Annotated in this window: 18 protein-coding genes and 1 riboswitch; of the genes, 14 read left to right on the forward strand and 4 right to left on the reverse strand. The window is 74.2% G+C overall.

What is annotated here, in order from left to right; translation table 11 throughout:
* Positions 1-2: 2 nt before the first annotated feature.
* Both ACWCOM_RS06060 and ACWCOM_RS06065 read left to right on the forward strand, forming a co-directional pair.
* A complete protein-coding gene (locus tag ACWCOM_RS06060) occupies positions 3-842 on the forward strand; it encodes an inositol monophosphatase family protein (RefSeq protein ID WP_454547840.1) in 840 nt (279 codons plus the stop codon).
* A 457-nt stretch (positions 843-1299) separates the two neighbouring features.
* Positions 1300-2013, forward strand: coding sequence for a transglycosylase family protein (locus tag ACWCOM_RS06065; RefSeq protein ID WP_454547841.1), 714 nt, complete (start codon positions 1300-1302; stop codon positions 2011-2013).
* A 130-nt stretch (positions 2014-2143) separates the two neighbouring features.
* On the opposite strand, the gene ACWCOM_RS06070 is transcribed toward ACWCOM_RS06065, so the two are convergent.
* The gene (locus tag ACWCOM_RS06070; RefSeq protein ID WP_454547842.1) at positions 2144-2695 is read right to left on the reverse strand and encodes a hypothetical protein; all 552 of its coding nucleotides are present in this window, start codon (positions 2693-2695) and stop codon (positions 2144-2146) included.
* Between the two features lie 137 nt (positions 2696-2832).
* On the opposite strand from ACWCOM_RS06070, the gene gatC reads away from it, so the two are divergent.
* From gatC to gatB, 3 genes are read left to right on the forward strand one after another with little or no spacing between them, the layout of a single operon-like run.
* Positions 2833-3129 carry an Asp-tRNA(Asn)/Glu-tRNA(Gln) amidotransferase subunit GatC gene (gene gatC / locus ACWCOM_RS06075; protein ID WP_454547843.1) on the forward strand — a complete coding sequence of 99 codons (297 nt, stop codon included), beginning with the start codon at positions 2833-2835 and terminating at the stop codon, positions 3127-3129.
* A gap of 4 nt (positions 3130-3133) precedes the next feature.
* Positions 3134-4771: an Asp-tRNA(Asn)/Glu-tRNA(Gln) amidotransferase subunit GatA gene (gatA, locus tag ACWCOM_RS06080; RefSeq protein WP_454547844.1), complete on the forward strand. Its 1638-nt coding sequence runs from the start codon at positions 3134-3136 to the stop codon at positions 4769-4771.
* Positions 4771-6285 (forward strand): Asp-tRNA(Asn)/Glu-tRNA(Gln) amidotransferase subunit GatB, encoded by a 1515-nt coding sequence (gene gatB / locus ACWCOM_RS06085; protein ID WP_454547845.1) that lies wholly within the window; start codon positions 4771-4773, stop codon positions 6283-6285. The genes gatA and gatB overlap by 1 nt, the downstream gene beginning before the upstream one ends.
* An 83-nt stretch (positions 6286-6368) precedes the next feature.
* Here the strand turns inward: gatB and ACWCOM_RS06090 are convergent, their stop codons facing one another.
* Positions 6369-8540 (reverse strand): S9 family peptidase, encoded by a 2172-nt coding sequence (locus ACWCOM_RS06090; RefSeq protein ID WP_454547846.1) that lies wholly within the window; start codon positions 8538-8540, stop codon positions 6369-6371.
* A 110-nt stretch (positions 8541-8650) separates the two neighbouring features.
* On the opposite strand from ACWCOM_RS06090, the gene ACWCOM_RS06095 reads away from it, so the two are divergent.
* The gene (locus tag ACWCOM_RS06095; RefSeq protein WP_454547847.1) at positions 8651-9430 is read left to right on the forward strand and encodes a CPBP family intramembrane glutamic endopeptidase; all 780 of its coding nucleotides are present in this window, start codon (positions 8651-8653) and stop codon (positions 9428-9430) included.
* A 37-nt stretch (positions 9431-9467) separates the two neighbouring features.
* On the opposite strand, the gene ACWCOM_RS06100 is transcribed toward ACWCOM_RS06095, so the two are convergent.
* Entirely contained in the window at positions 9468-10106 is a 639-nt protein-coding gene (locus ACWCOM_RS06100; protein ID WP_454547848.1) for a VOC family protein, read from the reverse strand.
* Positions 10107-10246: 140 nt separating this feature from the next.
* Positions 10247-10362: riboswitch (SAM riboswitch) on the forward strand.
* Between the two features lie 77 nt (positions 10363-10439).
* Here ACWCOM_RS06100 and ACWCOM_RS06105 point away from each other — a divergent pair.
* Genes ACWCOM_RS06105 through ACWCOM_RS06115 form a run of 3 tightly spaced genes read left to right on the forward strand, consistent with a single transcriptional unit; the run spans position 10440 to position 13761 of the window.
* Positions 10440-11828 (forward strand): bifunctional o-acetylhomoserine/o-acetylserine sulfhydrylase, encoded by a 1389-nt coding sequence (locus ACWCOM_RS06105; protein ID WP_454547849.1) that lies wholly within the window; start codon positions 10440-10442, stop codon positions 11826-11828.
* Positions 11825-13003 (forward strand): homoserine O-acetyltransferase MetX, encoded by a 1179-nt coding sequence (gene metX / locus ACWCOM_RS06110; RefSeq protein WP_454547850.1) that lies wholly within the window; start codon positions 11825-11827, stop codon positions 13001-13003. Before ACWCOM_RS06105 ends, metX begins: the two co-directional genes overlap by 4 nt.
* A 53-nt stretch (positions 13004-13056) precedes the next feature.
* Entirely contained in the window at positions 13057-13761 is a 705-nt protein-coding gene (locus tag ACWCOM_RS06115; RefSeq protein WP_454547851.1) for an alpha/beta hydrolase, read from the forward strand.
* An 11-nt stretch (positions 13762-13772) separates the two neighbouring features.
* Here the strand turns inward: ACWCOM_RS06115 and ACWCOM_RS06120 are convergent, their stop codons facing one another.
* Positions 13773-14015 carry an RNA-binding S4 domain-containing protein gene (locus ACWCOM_RS06120; RefSeq protein ID WP_454547852.1) on the reverse strand — a complete coding sequence of 81 codons (243 nt, stop codon included), beginning with the start codon at positions 14013-14015 and terminating at the stop codon, positions 13773-13775.
* Between the two features lie 235 nt (positions 14016-14250).
* Here ACWCOM_RS06120 and ACWCOM_RS06125 point away from each other — a divergent pair, with 235 nt between their 5' ends.
* From ACWCOM_RS06125 to ACWCOM_RS06145, 5 genes are all read left to right on the forward strand, one after another.
* A complete protein-coding gene (locus ACWCOM_RS06125; protein WP_454547853.1) occupies positions 14251-15633 on the forward strand; it encodes a glycine--tRNA ligase in 1383 nt (460 codons plus the stop codon).
* Positions 15633-16610, forward strand: a complete 978-nt coding sequence (locus ACWCOM_RS06130) for a GNAT family N-acetyltransferase (protein WP_454547854.1) — start codon at positions 15633-15635, stop codon at positions 16608-16610. Before ACWCOM_RS06125 ends, ACWCOM_RS06130 begins: the two co-directional genes overlap by 1 nt.
* Positions 16611-16693: 83 nt before the next feature.
* On the forward strand, positions 16694-17881 hold the full coding sequence (dusB, locus tag ACWCOM_RS06135; protein ID WP_454547875.1) for a tRNA dihydrouridine synthase DusB: 1188 nt from the start codon (positions 16694-16696) through the stop codon (positions 17879-17881).
* A gap of 31 nt (positions 17882-17912) precedes the next feature.
* Complete coding sequence (locus ACWCOM_RS06140; RefSeq protein WP_454547855.1) at positions 17913-19244, forward strand: deoxyguanosinetriphosphate triphosphohydrolase; 1332 nt, start codon at positions 17913-17915, stop codon at positions 19242-19244.
* Positions 19245-19356: 112 nt separating this feature from the next.
* The gene (locus ACWCOM_RS06145; RefSeq protein WP_454547856.1) at positions 19357-20685 is read left to right on the forward strand and encodes an MFS transporter; all 1329 of its coding nucleotides are present in this window, start codon (positions 19357-19359) and stop codon (positions 20683-20685) included.
* The last annotated feature ends 31 nt before the right edge of the window (positions 20686-20716 follow it).

The raw sequence follows: 20716 nt of genomic DNA on the forward strand, positions 1-20716 counted from the left end.
GCATGGGACGCCACGACGACGCACTGGACGGGCTCGGCCCCACCGGCGGGGAACTGGAGGAGCTGCTGGAGCTGGCCCTGGCGGCCGCCGAGGCCGGCGCCGAGGTCCTCCGGGGCCGGGACGCCGCACGGCTCGACGTCACGGGCAAGTCGGGGGCGGGGGACTGGGTCACCCGCTTCGACGTCGCGGCCGAGCAGGCGGTGCTGCGCACCGTGCTGGCCCGTCGCCCGCACGACACGGTCACGGGCGAGGAGTCGGGCACGCACCGCCCGGAGCAGCCGTCCGGGATCCGGTGGTCGGTGGACCCGCTCGACGGCACGACGAACTTCATCCGCGGCATCGTCTACTACTGCACCTCCGTGGCCGCCGCCGACGCCGAGGGCAACTGGCTCGTGGGCGTGGTCAACGCGCCGGCCCTGCGCCGGACCTACTTCGCGGTGCGGGGCGCCGGGGCGTGGCTGGAGGCGGACGGCACCACGCGCCGTCTCACCGGCCCCGAGCCGGACCGCCCGGGACGCATCTACGGGACCGGGTTCTCCTACGACGCCGCCCAGCGCGACCGCCAGTTCCATACTTTCTTGAGCACAATGCGGCAGTACACGGACATGCGGCGTCTGGGTTCCGCGGCGCTGGACCTGTGCATGGTGGCCGACGGCACGCTGGACGGCTACGGGGAGCAGGGTCTGCACGAGCACGACTGGGCGGCCGGCGCGCTCATCGCCGAGGAGGCCGGCGCGCTCGTCGGGCGTCCCGCGCTGCCCTCCCCGGCCGACGGTCCGGTGCCCGCCGCGGACCGTCTCGCGGCCTGGATCACCGCACGTGAGCGCGGTATTCCGGGCTGAGGCGCGCTGGTCCGTCCCCGCGGGGCGGCTGTGAGATGCCTCTCGTGACTTGACCGAGACAAAACCGTTGCCATAGCGTGACCTGCGAAGCGTTCTTCCCGAGGGCCTGCCCTCCGCTTCCGGAGCCTCGCTCCGCACCGTCGGGTCCCGTCACGCCCCGGCACCCCGCGCCGCCGAACGGTGTTATACCTCACGTACGGCGCCAGGGGGCTAGCGCAACAGAAATCGTTACGCTACCGTGATCAACAGCTTCCCCGAGGATCTCCTCCGGGGATCCGGTGTGCCCCGAGTCCGCCTCGGGCGCACCACCAACTCATGCTAGGTGCTGCCGTAACACCGCACGTCGTCTGAAGGGCAGCCACCTGTAAGCACTTACCCGACAACACCTCTGACGGGTAGACGACGGCGCGAAGACATCCGGGGACGGAAACGAGCGCAGGTGGCCCAAGGGAGCATCATGACCAACGCCAACGCTGTTCGTCGCAACGTCCGTCGCGGTGCCGCCGCCCTGATCCTCGGCGGGACCGCCGTGGGCGCCATGGCCCTCCCGGCCAGCGCCGCCCCGGCCTCCACCTGGGACGCCCTCGCCGAGTGCGAGTCCGGCGGCAACTGGAACACCGCCACGGGCAACGGCTTCTCCGGTGGCCTGCAGTTCACCCCGTCGACCTGGGCCGCCTTCGGCGGCACGGGCGCCCCGCAGGACGCCTCCCGCGAGCAGCAGATCGCCGTGGCCGAGAACGTCCTCGACGGCCAGGGCTGGGGCGCGTGGCCCGCCTGCTCGTCCAAGCTGGGCCTGAGCGGCAGCGCCGCCCCCTCCGCCAACCCGATGGGCTCCGCCACCACCGTGGCCCCCCAGTCCGTCGAGGCCCCGGCCCCGATCGAGGCCGCCCCGGCCCCGGTGGCCGCTCCGGCTCCCGCCAAGGTCGAGGCCGCCCCCGCGCCGGCCCCGGTCGCCGCCCCCGTGGTCGAGTACGTCGCCCCGGCCGCCGCCGTGGCCCCGGCCCCCGTGGTCGGCGAGTCCTACACCGTCGCCGCCGGCGACACCCTCTCGATCATCGCCGAGAAGCTGGGCGTCGAGGGCGGCTGGGAGGCGCTGGCCGCGGCCAACGCCGGCAGCATCGCCGACCCGAACCTGATCTTCCCCGGTCAGGTGCTGAACATCCCCGCCTGATCCCTCCCGGGACCGGCACCGCGCGGCCCCGCCGCGCAGCACGGACGAAGGGCCCCTCCGCACCGCGGAGGGGCCCTTCGTCCGTCCCGTGGGCGGGCCGCCGGTCCCGACCGGCCCGGGCGCGGGAGCCTCAGAGCCACAGCCAGGGATCGGTGGGCTCCGTCGCCACGTCGCCGAAGCCCACCGAGCGCTCGGCCCCCTTGACGCGGTACGGCTGGATGATGCGCAGGGACTCGCCCTCGCGGTGCTGGACCTCCACGGCCACCGCGGTCTGCCCGGAGCGGTCCGGCAGGGTCACCGGGAACGCGACGCCCGCACAGAGGATCTCGTCCCGCAGCTGCTCGGCCCGGTCCCGCAGCGCCTGCAGCACCGCGTCCGGGGAGAGCTCCGCGAGCTGCTCCGAGGGCAGGGTGTCGAGCTCGTACTCGCCGTCCTTGCGGGCCGTCACCAGGAAGGCCGGGAAGGCCCCGTGCTGCCCCAGCTGCTGCTCGGCCACGGCCTGCACGTGCGCCACGACCGTGTCGATCGTCTCGGCGGCGTCCTTGCTGACCCGCTGGCGCCAGGCGTTGGCGGCGTCCGTGGCCGAGGCCGAGCGGGTGGTCCGCCCGGGCCGGGCGCCGGCGGGACGGTCCTTCCGGGCGCCGCGGGCCTTCTTCGTGCGGGCGGGGGTGCTCTTGGCCATGTCCGGGTGCTCCTGTGTGGTGGGTGGGCGTGCCTCCAGGGTATGCCCCCGCACCGGCCCCTCCGTCCGCGCGGGCGGCAGGACCCGCGCGGCTAGACTGGACCGGAAACCACCCCCGACCACGAGCAGGAGTGCGCATGTCTGCGATCACCCGCGAGCAGGTCGCCCACCTGGCGAAGCTCGCGCACATCGAGATGACCGAGGAGGAGCTGCGGTCCATGGCCACGGAGCTGGACCTCGTCGTCGACTCGGTCGCGTCCGTCAGCGAGGCCGCCGGCCCGGACGTCCCGGCCACGAGCCACCCGATCCCGCTGCAGAACGTCTTCCGGGAGGACGTCGTGGGCGAGACCCTCACCGCCGAGGAGTCGCTCGGCAACGCCCCGGACGCCGCCGAGGGCAAGTTCAAGGTGCCCGCGATCCTGGACGAGGAGTAGCCGCATGACGACCACCGGTACCCCCCAGGGCGTCGCCGGCCTCTCGGCCGCCGAGCTCGCCCGGCAGCTCGCCGCCGGCGAGGTCAGCTCCGTGGAGGCCGTCCAGGCCCACCTGGACCGCATCCGCGACACCGACGGCGCCCCCGTCGACCCCGCCGACCGCAGCCGCGGCAAGAGCGGGCTCAACGCCTTCCTGCACGTGAACGCCGAGGAGGCCCTGTCCGTGGCCGCCGAGGTGGACGCCGCCCGCGCCCGCGGCGAGGAGCTGCCCGAGCTGGCCGGCGTGCCGATCGCGGTCAAGGACCTCATCGTCACCAAGGGACAGCCGACCACCGCGGCCTCCCGGATGCTCGAGGGCTGGATGAGCCCCTACGACGCCACCGTGACCCGCCGGCTGCGCGCGGCGCGCATGCCGCTGCTCGGCAAGACCAACCTGGACGAGTTCGCGATGGGCTCCTCCAACGAGCACTCCGCGTTCGGCGACACCCGCAACCCGTGGGACCTCGCCCGGACCCCCGGGGGCTCCGGCGGCGGCTCCGCCGCCGCCGTCACCGCCTTCCAGGCGCCGCTGGCGCTGGGCACCGACACCGGCGGGTCCATCCGCCAGCCGGCGGCCCTGACCGGCTCGGTGGGCGTGAAGCCGACCTACGGCGGGGTCTCCCGCTACGGCGTGATCGCCATGGCGTCCTCCCTGGACCAGGTGGGCCCGGTCGCCCGCACGGTGCTCGACGCCGCGCTGCTGCACGAGGTGGTGGGCGGGCACGACCCGCAGGACTCCACCTCGCTGCCCGGCCCGGTGGGTCCCCTCGCCGCCCAGGCCCGGGCCGGCGCGGCCGAGGGCGGGCTGAAGGGCCTGCGCGTGGGCGTGGTCGAGGAGCTCACGGGCCAGGGCTTCCAGCCCGGCGTCCAGCAGCGCTTCGGCGAGGCCGTGGAGCTGCTGCGCTCCGCCGGCGCCGAGATCGTGGAGGTCTCCACCCCGAACTTCCGCTACGCCCTGGGGGCCTACTACCTCATCATGTCCTCGGAGGTCTCCTCGAACCTCGCCAAGTACGACGGCGTGCGCTTCGGCCACCGCGTGCTGCCCGAGGACGGGCCGCTGACCATCGAGCGGGTGATGGGCGCCACCCGGGCCGCCGGGTTCGGCGCGGAGGTCAAGCGGCGCATCATCCTGGGCACCTACGCCCTGTCCGCCGGCTACTACGACGCCTACTACGGCTCGGCGCAGAAGGTCCGCACCCTGGTGCAGCGCGACTTCGCCGCCGCCTTCGAGCAGGTGGACGTGCTCGTCTCCCCGACGGCGCCGACCACGGCCTTCGAGCGGGGCGCCGTGGACGAGTCCGCGGACCCCATGCAGATGTACCTCAACGACATCGCGACCATCCCCACCAACCTGGCCGGCGTGCCCGCGATCTCCGTCCCCGGCGGCCTCGCCCCCGAGGACGGGCTGCCGGTGGGCATCCAGTTCATGGCCCCGGCCCGGGAGGACGCCCGCCTGTACCGCGCCGGCGCCGGCCTGGAGGCCCTGCTCGCCGACCGCTGGGGCGGTCCCCTGTGGAAGGACCTGCCGGACACCGCCGCGCTGGTCGGGGACCTGGCCGCCGAGTCCACCCTGTCCGCACCCGTCCGGGGAGGAGCCCGCTGATGACCCAGACCACCGAAGAGGTCCTGTCCTTCGACGAGGCCATGGAGAAGTACGACCCCGTCCTCGGCTTCGAGGTCCACGTGGAGCTGAACACGCGGACCAAGATGTTCGACGCCGCCCCCAACGTCTTCGGCGACGAGCCGAACACCAACGTCACCCCCGTCTCCCTGGGCCTGCCCGGGGTGCTGCCCGTGGTGAACCGGGTGGCCGTGGAGTCGGCGATCAAGCTGGGCCTGGCCCTGGGCTGCGAGATCCGCCCGGTGTCCCACTTCGCCCGGAAGAACTACTTCTACCCGGACACCCCGAAGAACTTCCAGACCTCCCAGTACGACGAGCCGATCGCCGAGAACGGCTCCGTCGACGTGGAGCTGGAGGACGGGACGGTGTTCACCGTCGAGATCGAGCGCGCCCACATGGAGGAGGACGCCGGCAAGCTCACCCACATGGGCGGGGCCGCCGGCCGCATCCAGGGCGCCGACTTCTCCCTGGTGGACTACAACCGGGCCGGGGTGCCGCTGATCGAGATCGTGACGAAGCCGATCGTGGGCGCCGGCACCCGGGCCCCCGAGCTGGCGCGCGCCTACGTGGCCGTCATCCGCGAGATCGTCAAGAACCTCGGCATCTCGGACGCGCGGATGGAGCGCGGCAACGTGCGCTGCGACGCCAACGTGTCCCTCATGCCCAAGGGCGCGTCCACGTTCGGCACCCGCTCCGAGACGAAGAACGTGAACTCGCTGCGTGCGGTCGAGCGCGCCGTGCGCTTCGAGATCCAGCGGCACGCCGCCGTCCTCGACGCCGGCGGGACGATCGTGCAGGAGACCCGCCACTGGCACGAGGACACCCGCTCCACCACCAGCGGGCGGCCCAAGTCCGACGCCGACGACTACCGCTACTTCCCCGAGCCGGACCTCGTGCCGGTGGTGACGGACGAGGCGTGGATCGAGCGGCTGCGGGCGGAGCTGCCCGAGCCCCCGGCCGAGCGCCGCAAGCGGCTGAAGGCCGCCTGGGGCTTCTCGGACGAGGAGTTCCGCGACGTCGTCAACGCGGGGGTGCTCGACGAGATCGAGCAGACCGTCGCCGCCGGGGCCGCCCCGGCCGCGGCCCGCAAGTGGTGGATGGGCGAGATCGCCCGCCTGGCCAAGCAGCGGGAGGTCGAGATCGCGGAGCTGGGCGTCACGCCGCAGCACGTCGTGGAGCTCGACGGGCTCATCGGCGCCGGCAAGATCAACGACAAGCTGGCCAAGAAGGTCCTCGCCCACGTCCTGGAGGGGGAGGGCTCCCCGGCCGAGATCGTCGAGCAGCGCGGCCTGGCGGTCGTCTCCGACGACAGCGTGCTCACCGCGGCGATCGACGACGCCATGGCGCAGATGCCCGACGTCGTCGCGAAGGTCCGGGGCGGCAAGGTGCAGGCCGTGGGCGCGCTCATCGGCCCGGTCATGAAGGCCACCCGCGGCCAGGCCGACGCCGCCCGGGTGCGGGAGCTGATCCTGGAGAAGCTCGGCGTGCAGGGCTGATCCCCCGTCCCGCCGAGGGGCCTGCCGGGGGGCGTCTCCGGCGGGCGCCCCTCCCGGGCGGCCGCGGCCCCCGCGCCGCCCGCTCAGGCCCCGGCCAGGCCCATCCGGTCGAGCACCCAGGCGTACTCCCAGGCCGTGTCCTTCCACTGCGAGTACCGTCCGGACGCGCCGCCGTGGCCGCCGGCCATCTCGCAGCGCAGCAGCACGGGATGGCCGGAGGTCGAGGCCTCCCGCAGCGCGGCGACCCACTTGGCCGGCTCCACGTAGAGCACCCGGGTGTCGTTGAGGCTGGTCACCGCCAGGACCGGGGGATAGGGCAGCGGGCGGACGTTCTCGTAGGGGGAGTAGTCGCGCATGTACCGGTAGACGTGCGGGTCCTCGATCGGATTGCCCCACTCCTCCCACTCCAGGGCCGTGAGCGGCAGGGAGGGGTCCAGGATGGAGGTCAGCGGGTCCACGAACGGCACGGCCGCCAGCGCGCCGCAGTACCGCTCGGGCGCCAGGTTGAGCACCGCGCCCACGAGCAGCCCGCCGGCGGACCCGCCCATCACCAGGATCCGCCGCTCGTCGAGGTCCGGGCGGGCGGCCAGGTGCTCGGTGACCGCCACGTAGTCCGTGAAGGTGTTGACCTTGCGCAGCTTCTTGCCCTCCTCGTACCAGGACCGCCCCAGCTCGCCGCCGCCGCGCACGTGGGCGACCGCCCAGACCACGCCGCGGTCCAGCAGGGACAGCCGGGAGACGGAGAAGCCCGGGTCGGTGCTGTGCTCGTAGGAGCCGTAGGCGTACTGCACCACCGGTGCCGGCACCGCGGGGTCCAGGTCCGCCCGGCGGACCAGGGAGACGGGGATCCGGGTGCCGTCCGCGGCGGTGGCCCAGTCCCGCTCCACGGTGTAGTCGGCCGGGTCGTAGCCGCCGAGCACCGTGGTCTCCCGGCGCAGCACGGGCTCGGCGGGCAGGGCGTCGTCGTCCCCCGTGGCGCCGGCGGGGAAGACGTCGTAGACGCGCGGGGGCGTGGTGAAGGAGGTGTAGGACAGCCGGAGCACCGGGGCGTCGTGCTCCACGGCGGCCACCGCGGCGGTGTAGAGCTGCTCCGCGAAGGCCGGCTCCACGGCCGCCGCCTGGGTCTCCGTGCCGAGGCCGGCCAGGGGGAGCAGCCGCACCCGCAGCGTGGTCTCCGCCCGCACGGAGACGACCAGGTGGGTGGCCGTGACGGCGCAGCCGTTGACCCGCACGGTGTCCGAGGCGGGGACGACGTCGCGCAGGTGCACCTCCGCGACCGGGCGGCCGAGGTCGGCCGGGTCCATGAGCGAGACCCGGGAGTTCGGGGCCTCGTGGTCGTGGGTCAGCAGGATCTGCTCGCGGCCGTCCAGCAGGAGGGGCTCGGCCTCGTAGAGCACCCGGTCGGTGCGCGGCAGCACCACCTGCAGCGGGGCCTGCGGATCCGCCGCCGGCTGGATCAGCTGCTCGGAGAACTCCGAGCACATGGCCTCCACCACGATCCAGCGCCGGTCCGCGGACAGCCCCGCGCCCAGCCACAGGCCCGGGTCGGCCTCCTCGTGGACCACGACGTCCTCGGCCACCGGGGTGCCCAGGACGTGGCGGCGCAGCTGGTGGGGCCGCCAGGACTCGTCCACCACGGTGTAGTAGACCGCGCGGGCGTCGGGGGTGAGGAAGGACCCGTAGAAGGTGCCGGGGATCTCGTCGGCGAGCAGGGCCCCGGTGGTGAGGTCGCGCACGCGCAGGGTGAACCGCTCGTCGCCGGTGACGTCCTCGGCCCAGGCGAGCAGCTCCCCGTCCTCGGAGACGTCGAAGCTGCCGAGGGAGTAGAACTCGTGCTTCGCGGACTCCGCGTTGGCGTCGAGCAGCACCTGCTCGCCCGCCATGGGGGTCCCGGGCTCGACGACGGGCGGGGTCCAGTCCGCGAGGACGTCCCCGGTGGTCGTGGCCGGGACCCGGCAGAACACCTGGTGCGCGCCACCCTCCACCGTGCGGGAGAAGTACCACCAGTCCCCGCGCCGGTTCGGCACCGACAGGTCGGTCTCCCGGGTGCGGCCCCTGATCTCCCCGAAGATCGACTCCCGCAGCCCGGCCAGGTGGGCCGTGCGGGCCTCGGCGTAGTCGTTCTCCGCGCCGAGGTGGGCGAGCACCTCCGGGGACTCCTTCTCCCGCATCCACTCGTAGGGGTCGGAGAAGACGTGGCCGTGGAAGGCGCGCTCGGCGGGCTGCCGGCGGATTCGCGGAGGAAGAGCTGTCATGGTGCCCATCCTAGGGAAGGCGCACCGCCCGCCGCCCGCCGGGCGGGCGTGCGGCGCCGGCGGGCGGGGCCGGTCCCGGCGTCCCGTCCGGGCGGTGCCAGAATGGCCGCATGAGCACCCCCGCGCACCTCGCCCCGCGACCGCCGGCCTTCGGCTCCACCCGCGCCGACCTGTGGACGCAGGTGGTCCTGGTGCTGGGGGTCTCCCTGGGCGCCTCGGCGCTCTACGCGGTGCTTTCCCTGGCCGAGCAGCTCGCCCGCGGCCCGCTCTCGGAGGCGGAGGCGACGATGAACCCGCCGCTGAGCCCGCAGCCGCTGCTCGACCTGCTGCGCCAGCTCACGGGCATCGGCCTGGACCTGGTCCCGGTGCTGCTGGCCCTGTACCTGCTCGCCGGGTCCGCGGGCGCGCTGGGCACGGTGCGGCGGCGGATCGGGCTCGACGCCCGGATGCCGGCCCCGGACCTCGGGCTGGGCACCGTCCTGTTCCTTGTGATGGGCCTGGGCACCCTGGCCCTCTACGCGGCCGGGCGAGCCCTGGGGCTCACCGCGGAGGTGACGACGTCCGGGCTGGCCGACCACTGGTGGACCGTGCCGGTGCTGCTGCTCTCCGCGCTGCGCCACGCCCTGGTCGAGGAGGTGGTGGTGGTCGCGTTCCTCACCGACCGGCTCACCCGCATCGGCTGGCGCTGGCCGGTGGTGCTGGCGGTCACGGCGCTGTTCCGCGGCAGCTACCACCTCTACCAGGGCATCGGGCCCTTCCTGGGCAACGTGGTGATGGGCCTGGTCTTCGCCGAGCTCTACCGGCGCACCGGGCGGGTCATGCCCCTCGTCGTCGCACACTTCCTCCTGGACGCCGTGGGCTTCCTGGGCGTCGGCCGGCTGCTCGGCTGAGGCGGGTCCGCCGTGCGGGCCCGCCCCGGCCGGCGCCTCAGATGGTGACGGGCCCGTCGGGGGTGCCGAAGGACACCGAGAGCAGACCGGGGGTGCCCTCGGGATAGCGCCACTCGACCTCCAGGTCCTCGAGCGCGGTCTCCACGGGGGTGCCCAGCCACTCGGCCACCCGCTCGGGCGCCCCGGCGATGCACATCCCCGCGAGGGCCACGTCGGTGATCCGGGCCTGGGACGGGTGCATCTCCGGGGCGGAGTCGAAGTGCACCATGAAGGGCAGCTGGGGGTCGGCGATCAGGCCCTTGACGCCGATCTGGCGCCACTCCAGGCACCGGCCGTCCGGGAACACCCGGTGGCCCGGCACCGCGTGGCGGCCGAGGCGCTGCTCGAAGGGCGCGAGGTCCTCGACCTCCACGACCCAGCCCAGCCAGCCGCCGCCGGCCTCGGAGCGGGCGCGCACGGCCCGGCCGAACGGTGCCTTCTCCGCCGCGGGGTGCTCGAGGACCTCGACGACCTCGACGTACTGGTGGTTGGTGAGGGGGAGGATCATGTTGCGGGTGCCGAAACGGGGGTGCACCCCACCCTTGACCGGCTCGATCCCGAGCTGGTCGGCGATGCGCTCGGTGGTGGCCGCGAGGCCCTCCGGGCGGCAGGCGTAGGACACGTGGTCGACTCTCATGGGCTCATCGTGGCACCGTGTGAGTTTCGTCTCCAAATCGGTCCCCGCCGGGGCGGCCCCGGTCCGTCCGGACCGTGCGCGGGGTGCCCGCCGCGCCCCGGCTTGACGCCGTGTCACCCGAATCCGGAGAATGCTGTCCAGGTCATGAGCGCCAGCGTCCAAGCCCCAGCTAGCTGGCCGGCAACCCTCCCCCGCGGTGGGGTGCCCTGGGTGAAGACCGGGCTCCTCGCGACCGGCGAGCGAGCAAGCGCGGGTCCTCGGTGCCCGGCCGTCGCACGGCAGCACCGCCACGGTCGGCCACCGGACCCCTGACACCCGCAAGGAGTCTCCGGCATGTCCGAGTCCACCGCGTCCACGACCGAGCGCCCCGCGACCGCGCTGCCCACCCCCGAGCACCCGGCCGGCTGGTCGTTCGAGACCCAGCAGATCCACGCCGGCCAGCGCCCCGACCCGGTCACCGGCTCCCGGGCCCTGCCCATCCACCAGAGCACGTCCTTCGTCTTCCCGGACGCCCAGGCCGCCGCGGACCGCTTCGCGCTCGCGGAGCTGGGGCCCATCTACACCCGCATCGGCAACCCGACCACGGAGGTCGTGGAGAACCGCATCAACGCCCTGGAGGGCGGGGTGGGCGCCCTGATGCTCAGCGCCGGGCAGTCGGCCACGACCTTCGCGGTGCTCAACCTCGCCGGGGCGGGCGACCACGTGGTGGCCAGCCCGAGCCTGTACGGCGGCACGTACAACCTCCTCAAGTACACGCTGCCGAAGCTGGGCATCGAGACCACCTTCGTGACGGACCCGGACGACCCGGAGGCCTGGCGGCGGGCGGTGCGGCCGAACACCAAGGCGTTCTACGCCGAGACCATCCCGAACCCGCGCAACGACGTCCTCGACATCGAGACGGTCTCCGGGATCGCCCACGAGCACGAGGTGCCGCTCATCGTGGACAACACGGTGGCGACCCCGTACCTCGTCCAGCCCTTCCGCTGGGGCGCGGACATCGTGGTGCACTCGGCCACGAAGTTCCTCGGCGGGCACGGCACCGCGATCGGCGGCGTGATCGTGGACTCCGGCGCGTTCGACTTCGGCCGGTACCCGGAGCGCTTCCCCGGCTTCAACGAGCCCGACGAGTCCTACGGCGGGCTGGTCTACGCCCAGGCCCTCGGCGCGGAGGGGGCGTTCGGGGTCAACCTCTCCTACATCCTCAAGGCGCGGGTGCAGCTGCTGCGCGACCTCGGCTCGGCGATCTCCCCGTTCAACGCGTTCCTCATCGAGCAGGGCATCGAGACCCTGTCGCTGCGCATGGACCGCCACGTGGCCAACGCGGGGGAGGTGGCCCGCTGGCTGGAGGCGCGCGAGGACGTGCGCTCGGTGAGCTGGGCGGGGCTGGAGTCCTCGCCGTGGCACGGCCGGGCCCGCAAGTACGCGCCCCGCGGCGCCGGGTCCGTCCTCGGGTTCGTCCTCGAGGGCGGCCGGGCGGCCGGGGCGGCGTTCGTGGACGCCCTCACGCTGCACTCCAACGTGGCCAACATCGGCGACGTGCGCTCCCTCGTCATCCACCCCGCGTCCACCACGCACAGCCAGCTCCTGCCCGAGGAGCAGCTCGCGGCGGGCGTGGAGCCCGGCTTCGTGCGCCTGTCCGTGGGGCTGGAGCACATCACGGACATCCTGGCGGACCTGGAGCAGGGCTTCGCGGCCGCGGCCGCGGCCGGAGGGCAGGAGTGAGCGTGACGGTGCTGCGCGGCCCCGGCGCGCCCGTGCGCGAGGACGGCGTGCCGCGGCACGCCGAGATCGGCACCCTGGAGCTGGAGTCCGGCTTCCGGCTGCCGGGTGTGCGGATCGCCTACGAGACCTGGGGCGAGCTCGCCCCGGACGGCTCCAATGCCGTGCTCGTGGAGCACGCCCTCACCGGGGACACCCACGTGGCGGCCGGGCGGGCCCGGCCCGGGGCCCCGGAGGCGCGGCGGCGCGCCGCCGAGAGCGGCGGGTGGTGGGACGGGCTGGTCGGCCCCGGCGCCGCCATCGACACGGACCGCTACTTCGTGGTGTGCGCCAACATCCTGGGCGGCTGCTACGGCTCCACCGGGCCGTCCACCCCGGCCCCGGCCGAGGTGGACCCCGAGCGCCGGCCCTGGGGCTCCCGCTTCCCCCTCGTCACCGTGCGCGACTCCGTGCACGCGGAGGCCGCCCTGGCCGACGCCCTGGGCATCGACGCGTGGCGCCTCGTCGTCGGCGGCTCCATGGGCGGGGCGCGCGCCCTGGAGTGGGCGGTCACCCACCCCGAGCGGGTCCGGGCCTGCGCGGTGATCGCCGCGTGCGCCCGGTCCAGCGCCGAGCAGCTGGCCTGGGGGCAGGCGCAGAACCTCGCGATCCGCCAGGACCCGGACTTCCGGGGCGGGGACTACTACGACGGGCCCGTCCCGGCGGCCGGGCTGGGCCTGGCCCGGCGGATCGCCCACATCACCTACCGCTGCGCGGACGAGCTGCACCACCGGTTCGGGCGCACCCCGCAGGCCGAGGAGCAGGTGATCGGCCCCCGCCCCGGGGAGCGCGGGCGCTACCAGGTCGAGAGCTACCTCGACCACCAGGCCTCCAAGCTCGCCGGCCGCTTCGACGCGAACAGCTACCTCGCCGTCAACGAGACGCTGATGTCCCACGACGTCTGCCGCGGCCGCGGCACGCTGGAGCAGGCCCTGTCCGTGACCTCGTGCGAGTGGCTGGTGGCCGCGGTCGACTCCGACCGCCTGTACCTGCCGCAGGAGTCCGACGTCCTGGCCGCCGCCCTGCCCGGGGACGTCCCGCGGCACACCCTCACGTCCCCGTCCGGGCACGACGGGTTCCTCATCGAGGCGCCGCAGGTGGGCCGGCTGCTCGTCGAGACCGTGCTGGCCCGGCCCTGAGCACCGGCCGGGGAGGCCCGGGCGGGCGGCGCCGCGGGTGGCACACTGGTGCCATGACCGACGCCCCCGCCCCGACCGGAACCACCCCCACCGGAAGCGCCCCGACCGGAACCGCCCCGGCCGCGGCCGCCGCCCCGCACGCCGTGTGGAGCGTCGAGGCCGACGCCCGCCCCGGCACCCCGCTGCTCGTGCTGCTGCACGGCTACGGCTCGCACGAGCACGACCTCATGGGCCTCGTCCCGGAGCTGCCGGGGGAGTTCAGCGTCGCCTCCCTGCGCGCGCCCCAGCCCGTGCAGCCGGGCTTCCAGTGGTTCCCGCTCGCGGCCGACCTCAGCTTCTCCACGGAGCGCGTCGCGGAGGCGGTGGCGCCCGTGGCCGCCTGGCTGCGCGAGCGCGCCGCGGAGCACTCCAGCGTCACGCTGCTGGGCTTCTCGCAGGGCATGGCGATGGCCACCTCCCTGGCCCGCACCCTGCCCGGGGAGATCGCCGCGGTGGTGGGCCTGTCCGGGTTCGTGGTGCCGGGCGGGCACCCCTCGTTCGCCGACGAGCGGCTGCGCGAGCGTCCCGTGCCGATGTTCTGGGGCCGCGACCCGCAGGACCCCGTCATTCCGCAGCACCTCGTGGACAGCACGGCCGAGTGGGTGCTCGGGCACGCCGACGTCATGAAGGTGCACTACACCGGGGTCGGCCACGGGATCAGCCCCCAGGAGCTGCGCCACGTGCGGGAGTACCTCACGCACGTGGTCCTGCGGGGCTGAACCCCGCCCGCTCAGCCGCCGGCGGTGATCCGGACGGCGGCGCCCCCGGTCGCGACCACGTCGCCCGGGTGCAGCTGCCGGCCGCGCCGCGTCTCCACCTCGCCGTTGACGCTCACCCGCCCCTCCTCCACGAGGGCGCGGGCCTGGGCCCCGTCCTCGGCGAGGTTGGCCAGCTTCAGGGCCTGGCCGAGCCGGATCATGTCGTCGCGGATGGGCAGGTCGTCGGTGTGCCGGGGCGTCGGGGAGCTCGTCATGCCCCCAGTGTCCCAGGTCCCGGCGCCCGGCGGGCCCCACGGGCCTCACGGGGCCGCCGGGCCCGGTCGGCGCCGGCCCCGGCGATTGGCTACCCTGGGTCGGGGCCGCCGGACCAGGCGTCCCCGACCCGTGCCGGCCGACGACGGCCGCATCCCCGGCGCCGACCCGCCGGGCTACGCAACCCACCACGCGCGTCCGCAGCCGGCGGTCGGGCGAGAACTCGGAGTGATCCCCATGGCCCCCAAGTCCACGTTGGACAACGTCATCTCGCTGGCCAAGCGCCGCGGTTTCGTGTTCCAGGCGGGTGAGATCTACGGCGGCTCCCGCTCCGCCTGGGACTACGGGCCCCTCGGCGCCGAGCTCAAGGAGAACATCAAGCGCGAGTGGTGGCAGACCTTCGTGCGCGGGCGCGAGGACATGGTGGGCCTGGACTCCTCGATCATCCTCCCCAAGGCCGTCTGGGAGGCCTCAGGGCACGTGGCGACCTTCACGGACCCGCTGGTGGAGTGCACCTCCTGCCACCGGCGCGCCCGCCAGGACCACCTGGTCGAGGCGTTCGAGGAGAAGAAGGGACGCGCCCCGGAGAACGGGATGGCCGAGATCGCCTGCCCCAACTGCGGCACCAAGGGCCAGTGGACCGAGCCCCAGCAGTTCTCCGGCCTGATGAAGACCTTCCTCGGCCCGGTCGACAACGAGGAGGGCCTGCACTACCTCCGGCCCGAGACCGCGCAGGGCATCTTCGTGAACTTCAACAACGTGGTCACCGCCTCGCGCAAGAAGCCCCCGTTCGGCATCGGCCAGATCGGCAAGGCCTTCCGCAATGAGATCACCCCGGGCAACTTCATCTTCCGCACCCGCGAGTTCGAGCAGATGGAGATCGAGTACTTCACCCACCCCGCGGAGGCCGGGCACTGGTTCGACGAGTGGGTCGAGGCGTGCTGGACCTGGTTCACCGACCTCGGCATCGACCCCGACCACATGCGCCGCTACGACGTCCCCGAGGACGACCGCGCGCACTACTCCGCCGGGACGATCGACATCGAGTACCGGTTCGGCTTCCAGGGCAACCCGTGGGGGGAGCTGATGGGCGTGGCCAACCGCACCGACTACGACCTCGGCGTGCACAACCAGCACTCCAACGCGGACCTGAGCTACTTCGACCAGCAGACCAACGAGCGCTACACGCCGTACGTGATCGAGCCCTCCTTCGGGCTGACCCGCTCCATGATGGCCTTCCTGGTGGACGCCTACACCGAGGACGAGGCGCCCAACGCCAAGGGCGGGGTGGACAAGCGCACCGTGCTGAAGCTCGACCCGCGCCTGGCCCCGGTCAAGGCCGCGGTCCTGCCCCTGTCCCGCAACGAGGACCTCTCGCCGAAGGCCCGCGACCTGGCCGCCGAGCTGCGCCGGACGTGGAACATCGACTTCGACGACTCCGGGGCGATCGGGCGCCGCTACCGCCGCCAGGACGAGATCGGCACCCCGTACTGCATCACCGTGGACTTCGACACCCTCGAGGACCAGGCCGTGACCATCCGGGAGCGGGACGCGATGACCCAGGAGCGCGTGGCCCTCGACCAGGTGCGGTCCTACCTGGCCGGGAAGCTCGTCCGCTGATGGGCGCCGCGCTCACCCTGCGCCCCTGGCAGGACGGCGACGACCTGCGGCTGCTGGAGGTGTGGCCGGATCCGGAGACCCCGCAGGCCGCCGCGTTCCGCGCCGTGCTGCGCCCCGACGCCGACGCCCCGTGGTCGCGGACCGTGGTCGCGGAGGACGCCGGGGTGCCGGTGGCCGCCGGGACCGTCTACGAGTCGGCGCTGCACCCCCTGCGGCTGTGGGTCCACGTCGAGGTCGCCCCCGACCGCCGCGGCGAGGGGATCGGCCGGGCCCTGCTGGAGCGGCTGCGCGCCGAGGCCGAGGGCTCGCCCTCGGGCGTGCGGGCGCTGCGCACCAAGGCCGAGCCCGGCTCGGCGGGGGAGCGGTTCGCCCGCGCGGCGGGCCTGGAGCCCGTCCAGGTCTCCACGGTCGTCCGCGTCGGGGCGGGGGCCCTGCCCCTGCAGCCGCTGCGCGAGCACCCCGACGGCACGCCGGCCCAGGCCGTGGAGGACCTGGCCACCGGGTCCGTGGAGCTCACCCGGGCGCTGTGGGCGTTCTACCGCTCCGTGCACGCCTGGGACGAGCCGGCCGAGCTGCCGATCGGACGGGTCAACCAGCTGTTCCTCTCCGACGCCGCCCACGCGCACGGGGCCGTGGTGCTGCGCAACGGGGTGGCGGCGGGGGAGCGGGGGCGCATCTCGGCCTTCGCCGTCAGCTACCGTCCCGTCGAGCTGGACGCCGCCCCCGGCGACCCGGCCGCGGGGCGGACGGCCGAGGACGCCCCGGCGCACGTGGTGCTCGGCTGGGCCCCGGACGACGCCGCGGCGGGACCGTCGCTGGAGCGGCTGCTGGCGCTGCTGGCCCACCAGCACCCGGTGCAGTTCCAGGTGGACGGGTCCATGGCGCCGCTGACCGCCGTCGTCGAGAACCTGCTCGCCGCCGGCGCGGCCACGGTCGTGGAGACCACCGTGGTCCTCGCCGAGCCGCCCGCCGCCTGAGCGACGATCGAGCGGTTCGGGCCCCGGCACCGCGCGGTGCCGGGGCCCGGCCCGTCGGCCGTCCGTGAGAGAATTCCCCGGTGATGGATACGCGACCGACCGACACCCTGCCCGGGACCGCCCGGCTCGACCTGCCGCCGCTGCGGCTGGGCGGCCTCACGATCGACGTGCCCGTGGTGCTGGCCCCCATGGCCGGGGTGACCAACAAGGCGTTCCGCCGGCTGTGCCGGGAGTACGGCGGCGGGCTCTACGTCACCGAGATGGTCACCGCCCGCGCGCTCGTGGAGCGCCGGCCCGAGTCCATGCGGATCATCGACCACGACCCGGACGAGACCCCCCGCTCCATCCAGATCTACGGGGTGGACGCCGTCCACGTGGGACGGGCCGTGCGCATGGTCGTGGAGGAGGACCGGGCCGACCACATCGACCTCAACTTCGGCTGCCCCGTGCCCAAGGTCACCAAGCGCGGGGGCGGGTCGGCCCTGCCCTGGAAGACCGACCTGTTCACCGCCATCGTGCGCACCGCCGTGGAGGAGGCCTCCCGCGGCGACGTGCCCGTGACCGTCAAGATGCGCAAGGGCATCGACGACGCCCACCTCACGCACCTCGAGGCCGGGCGGATCGCCCGCGACCTCGGCGTCGCGGCCGTGTCCCTGCACGGGCGCACCCTTGAGCAGCACTACTCGGGGACCGCGGACTGGAACGCCATCGCGGAGCTGCGCGAGGCCCTGCCCGACGTGCCCGTGCTCGGCAACGGCGACATCTGGAGCGCCGAGGACGCCGTGCGGATGGTCGAGCAGACCGGGGTGGACGGCGTGGTCGTCGGCCGCGGCTGCCAGGGCCGGCCCTGGCTGTTCGGGGACCTGCAGGCCGCCTTCGAGGGCCGCCCCGACCGGTTCCGGCCCGGGGTCGCCGAGGTCGCCCGCACGATCTACCGGCACGCGGAGCTGCTCGTCGAGATGTTCGGCGACGAGGCCAAGGGGCTGCGCGACATCCGCAAGCACGTCGCCTGGTACTTCAAGGGCTACCCGGTGGGCGGGGAGCTGCGGGCACGCATGGCCCAGGTGCCCGACCTCGCCACCCTGCGCGAGCTGCTGGCCGAGCTCGACCTCACCCTGGGCTACCCGGGCCCGGCGGTGGAGGGCCCGCGCGGCCGGGCCGGCTCGCCCAAGCGCCCGCACCTGCCGCAGGGCTGGCTGGACTCGCGCGAACTGGGCGACGCCGAGCGGCTGGGGCTGGTCGCGGCGGAGCTCGACGTCTCCGGTGGCTGAGCCGCCCTTCCCCGACCAGAGAGGACCGGGCATGGCCCACACGTCCATCGAGATCGACCGCACCGGTTCCCCCGCCCCCGGCTACGAGGCCCGCGACGTGGCGCGCTGGGTGGCGGAGGACCACCACAACAAGTACCGCTCCGACTTCGAGCGGGACCGCGCCCGGATCCTGCACTCCTCGGGGCTGCGGCGCCTGGCGTCCAAGACGCAGGTGGTCTCGCCGGACACCGACGACTTCGTGCGCAACCGGCTGACCCACTCCCTGGAGGTCGCCCAGATCGGCCGGGAGCTGGGCCGGATGCTCGGCTGCGACCCCGACGTCGTCGACGCCGCCTGCCTCTCCCACGACCTCGGCCACCCGCCCTTCGGGCACAACGGGGAGTCGGCCCTGCACCGGCTGACCCAGCACATCGGCGGCTTCGAGGGCAACGCGCAGACCCTGCGCCTGCTCACCCGGCTGGAGCCGAAGGTGCTCGACGACGCCGGGGCGCCCGCGGGGCTGAACCTGACCCGCGCCGTGCTGGACGCCGCCTGCAAGTACCCGTGGCAGGCCCACGAGGCGCCGCTGCGCGCGGACGGCACCCGCTCCCCGAAGTTCGGGGTGTACGCCGACGACCTGCCGGTGTTCGAGTGGCTGCGGGAGGGCGCGCCCGCGCGCACGAAGTGCCTCGAGGCCCAGGTCATGGACCTCTCCGACGACATCTCCTACTCGGTGCACGACGTCGAGGACGCGGTCGCCTCCGGGTACGTGCAGCTGGGCTGGCTGGCGGACACCACCCAGCGGGACAAGGTGCTCGAGATGACCCGGCGGTGGTACCTGCCCGGGGCCGCCCCCGCCGCCCTCGACGCGGCCCTCACCCGGCTGGAGGAGTCCTCGCTGTGGGTGCGGGAGATGGACGGCTCTCGCAAGGACCTCGCCCGGCTCAAGAACATGACGAGCCAGCTCATCGGGCGCTTCGCGATGTCCGCGGTGGGCGCCACCCGGGACATCTACGGCGAGGACCCGCTGACCCGCTACGACGCCCAGCTCGTCGTCCCGCAGGACACGGCGGTGGAGATCGCGGTGCTCAAGGGCATCGCTACCACCTACGTCATCACCGTGCGGGACGCCCAGCCCATCTACGACAACCAGCAGGAGGTGCTCTCCATCCTCGTGGGGGCGCTGATGGACTCGGACGGCCGCTACCTCTCGCACGCCTTCGCCGCCGACTGGCACGAGATCGGGCAGGGCCCGGGCACGGAGACGGCCCGGCTGCGCCTCGTCGTGGACCAGGTGGCCTCCCTGACCGACCTCTCCGCCGTGGCCCTCCACGACCGGATCCGCGGCACGCACTGGCGGGTGGGGGACAAGCCGCTCTGGTGATCCCGGCGGCGTTCCGGCGGATCCCGTTCAACGGATGTGAGCTGGGTCTCCCCGGTGGGCGCTTCCTAGAATCGTCGGACCTGTGCTCCTCCTCACAAAGGGTCCGAACGCCATGAGCTCCTTCCCCGGGTCCGCCGCGCGCGCGGCGTCCACCGCCGGGCGGCCCACGCCCGTGCTCCGTTCCCGCGCCTGGGTGGCGCCCCTGTGCTGGACGGCGGTGCTGCTCGACGGCTTCGACGCCGTGGTCCTCGGCGCGGTGCTGCCGTCCATGCTGGAGGGCGGTGCCCTCGGCATGACCACCGCCCAGGGCACCGCCGTGGCCACCGCGGGGCTCGTGGGCATGATGATCGGCGCGCTCGCGATGGGCTACCTCACCGACCTGCTCGGGCGCCGCAGGATGCTCATCGGCGCCGTGGTCCTGTTCTCCCTCCTGACCTTCGCCGCGGCCTTCTCCCCGAGCGTGCTGGTCCTCGGGCTGCTGCGCTTCCTCGCGGGCCTGGGCCTGGGCGGGTGCCTGCCCACCGCCATCGCGATGGTCACGGAGTTCGCCCGCCGCGGGCGGGGCGCCAACGCCACCACCCTGGTGATGACCGGCTACCACGTGGGGGCCGTGCTCACCGCGGCGACCGCCATCGCCGTGGTCCGCCGGTTCGGCTGGCAGGAGATGTTCGTCCTGGGCGCCCTTCCGGCGCTCGTCCTGGTGCCGCTGATGCTCGCCTTCCTCCCCGAGTCCCCGTCCTGGCTCGCGTCGCGCGGCCGCACGGCCGAGGCCCGCGCGGTGGCCGACCACTACGGCCTGGACGTCGCCCACCGCTCCGCCGCCGAGGAGCAGGCCGAGAGGACCGGCGCCCGGATGCTGCTGGCCCCGGGCTGGCGCCGCAACTCCGTGGCGATCTGGGTGGCCTCCTTCATGGGACTGCTGCTGGTCTACGGGCTCAACACCTGGCTCCCGCAGATCATGCGCGCCGCCGAGTACGACCTCGGCAACTCCCTCGGCTTCCTGCTCGTCCTCAACGTGGGCGCCGTCCTCGGCCTGACCGTCGCCGGCCGGGTGGCCGACCGGATCACCCCGCGGACGGCCGGCGTCGTCTGGTTCCTCGGCTCGGCGGTGCTGCTGGCGGCGCTGGCCATCCGGCTGCCCCTGCTCGGGATCTACGTCCTGGTCCTCGTCACCGGCTTCTTCGTCTTCTCCTCCCAGGTGCTCGTCTACGCGTTCACCGCGGCCAACCACCCGCCGCGGGTGCGCGCCACGGCCCTGGGCATGTCCGCCGGCGTGGGCCGGCTCGGCGCGATCTCCGGGCCCATCATCGGCGGCGCCCTGCTGACCGCGGGGCTGGCCTACCCCTGGGGCTTCTTCGCCTTCGCCGCGGTGGGCGGGCTGGGCGGGCTGGCCCTGGCCGGCACCAGGACCCGCCGGGAGCTGCGCGAGACCGCCCGCTGAGGCCCGCCCCTCCCGGGGGCGTCGGGCGGCG

Source organism: Kocuria sp. KH4 (assembly GCF_053711175.1).

Excerpts from the sequence above, each read along its gene's own strand:
- ACWCOM_RS06060 (WP_454547840.1), top strand. The coding sequence starts at position 3 with ATGGGACGCCACGACGACGCACTGGACGGGCTCGGCCCCACCGGCGGG.
- ACWCOM_RS06065 (WP_454547841.1), top strand. The coding sequence starts at position 1,300 with ATGACCAACGCCAACGCTGTTCGTCGCAACGTCCGTCGCGGTGCCGCC.
- ACWCOM_RS06070 (WP_454547842.1), bottom strand. The coding sequence starts at position 2,695 with ATGGCCAAGAGCACCCCCGCCCGCACGAAGAAGGCCCGCGGCGCCCGG.
- gatC (WP_454547843.1), top strand. The coding sequence starts at position 2,833 with ATGTCTGCGATCACCCGCGAGCAGGTCGCCCACCTGGCGAAGCTCGCG.
- gatA (WP_454547844.1), top strand. The coding sequence starts at position 3,134 with ATGACGACCACCGGTACCCCCCAGGGCGTCGCCGGCCTCTCGGCCGCC.
- gatB (WP_454547845.1), top strand. The coding sequence starts at position 4,771 with ATGACCCAGACCACCGAAGAGGTCCTGTCCTTCGACGAGGCCATGGAG.
- ACWCOM_RS06090 (WP_454547846.1), bottom strand. The coding sequence starts at position 8,540 with ATGACAGCTCTTCCTCCGCGAATCCGCCGGCAGCCCGCCGAGCGCGCC.
- ACWCOM_RS06095 (WP_454547847.1), top strand. The coding sequence starts at position 8,651 with ATGAGCACCCCCGCGCACCTCGCCCCGCGACCGCCGGCCTTCGGCTCC.
- ACWCOM_RS06100 (WP_454547848.1), bottom strand. The coding sequence starts at position 10,106 with ATGAGAGTCGACCACGTGTCCTACGCCTGCCGCCCGGAGGGCCTCGCG.
- ACWCOM_RS06105 (WP_454547849.1), top strand. The coding sequence starts at position 10,440 with ATGTCCGAGTCCACCGCGTCCACGACCGAGCGCCCCGCGACCGCGCTG.
- ACWCOM_RS06115 (WP_454547851.1), top strand. The coding sequence starts at position 13,057 with ATGACCGACGCCCCCGCCCCGACCGGAACCACCCCCACCGGAAGCGCC.
- ACWCOM_RS06120 (WP_454547852.1), bottom strand. The coding sequence starts at position 14,015 with ATGACGAGCTCCCCGACGCCCCGGCACACCGACGACCTGCCCATCCGC.
- ACWCOM_RS06125 (WP_454547853.1), top strand. The coding sequence starts at position 14,251 with ATGGCCCCCAAGTCCACGTTGGACAACGTCATCTCGCTGGCCAAGCGC.
- ACWCOM_RS06130 (WP_454547854.1), top strand. The coding sequence starts at position 15,633 with ATGGGCGCCGCGCTCACCCTGCGCCCCTGGCAGGACGGCGACGACCTG.
- dusB (WP_454547875.1), top strand. The coding sequence starts at position 16,694 with ATGGATACGCGACCGACCGACACCCTGCCCGGGACCGCCCGGCTCGAC.
- ACWCOM_RS06140 (WP_454547855.1), top strand. The coding sequence starts at position 17,913 with ATGGCCCACACGTCCATCGAGATCGACCGCACCGGTTCCCCCGCCCCC.
- ACWCOM_RS06145 (WP_454547856.1), top strand. The coding sequence starts at position 19,357 with ATGAGCTCCTTCCCCGGGTCCGCCGCGCGCGCGGCGTCCACCGCCGGG.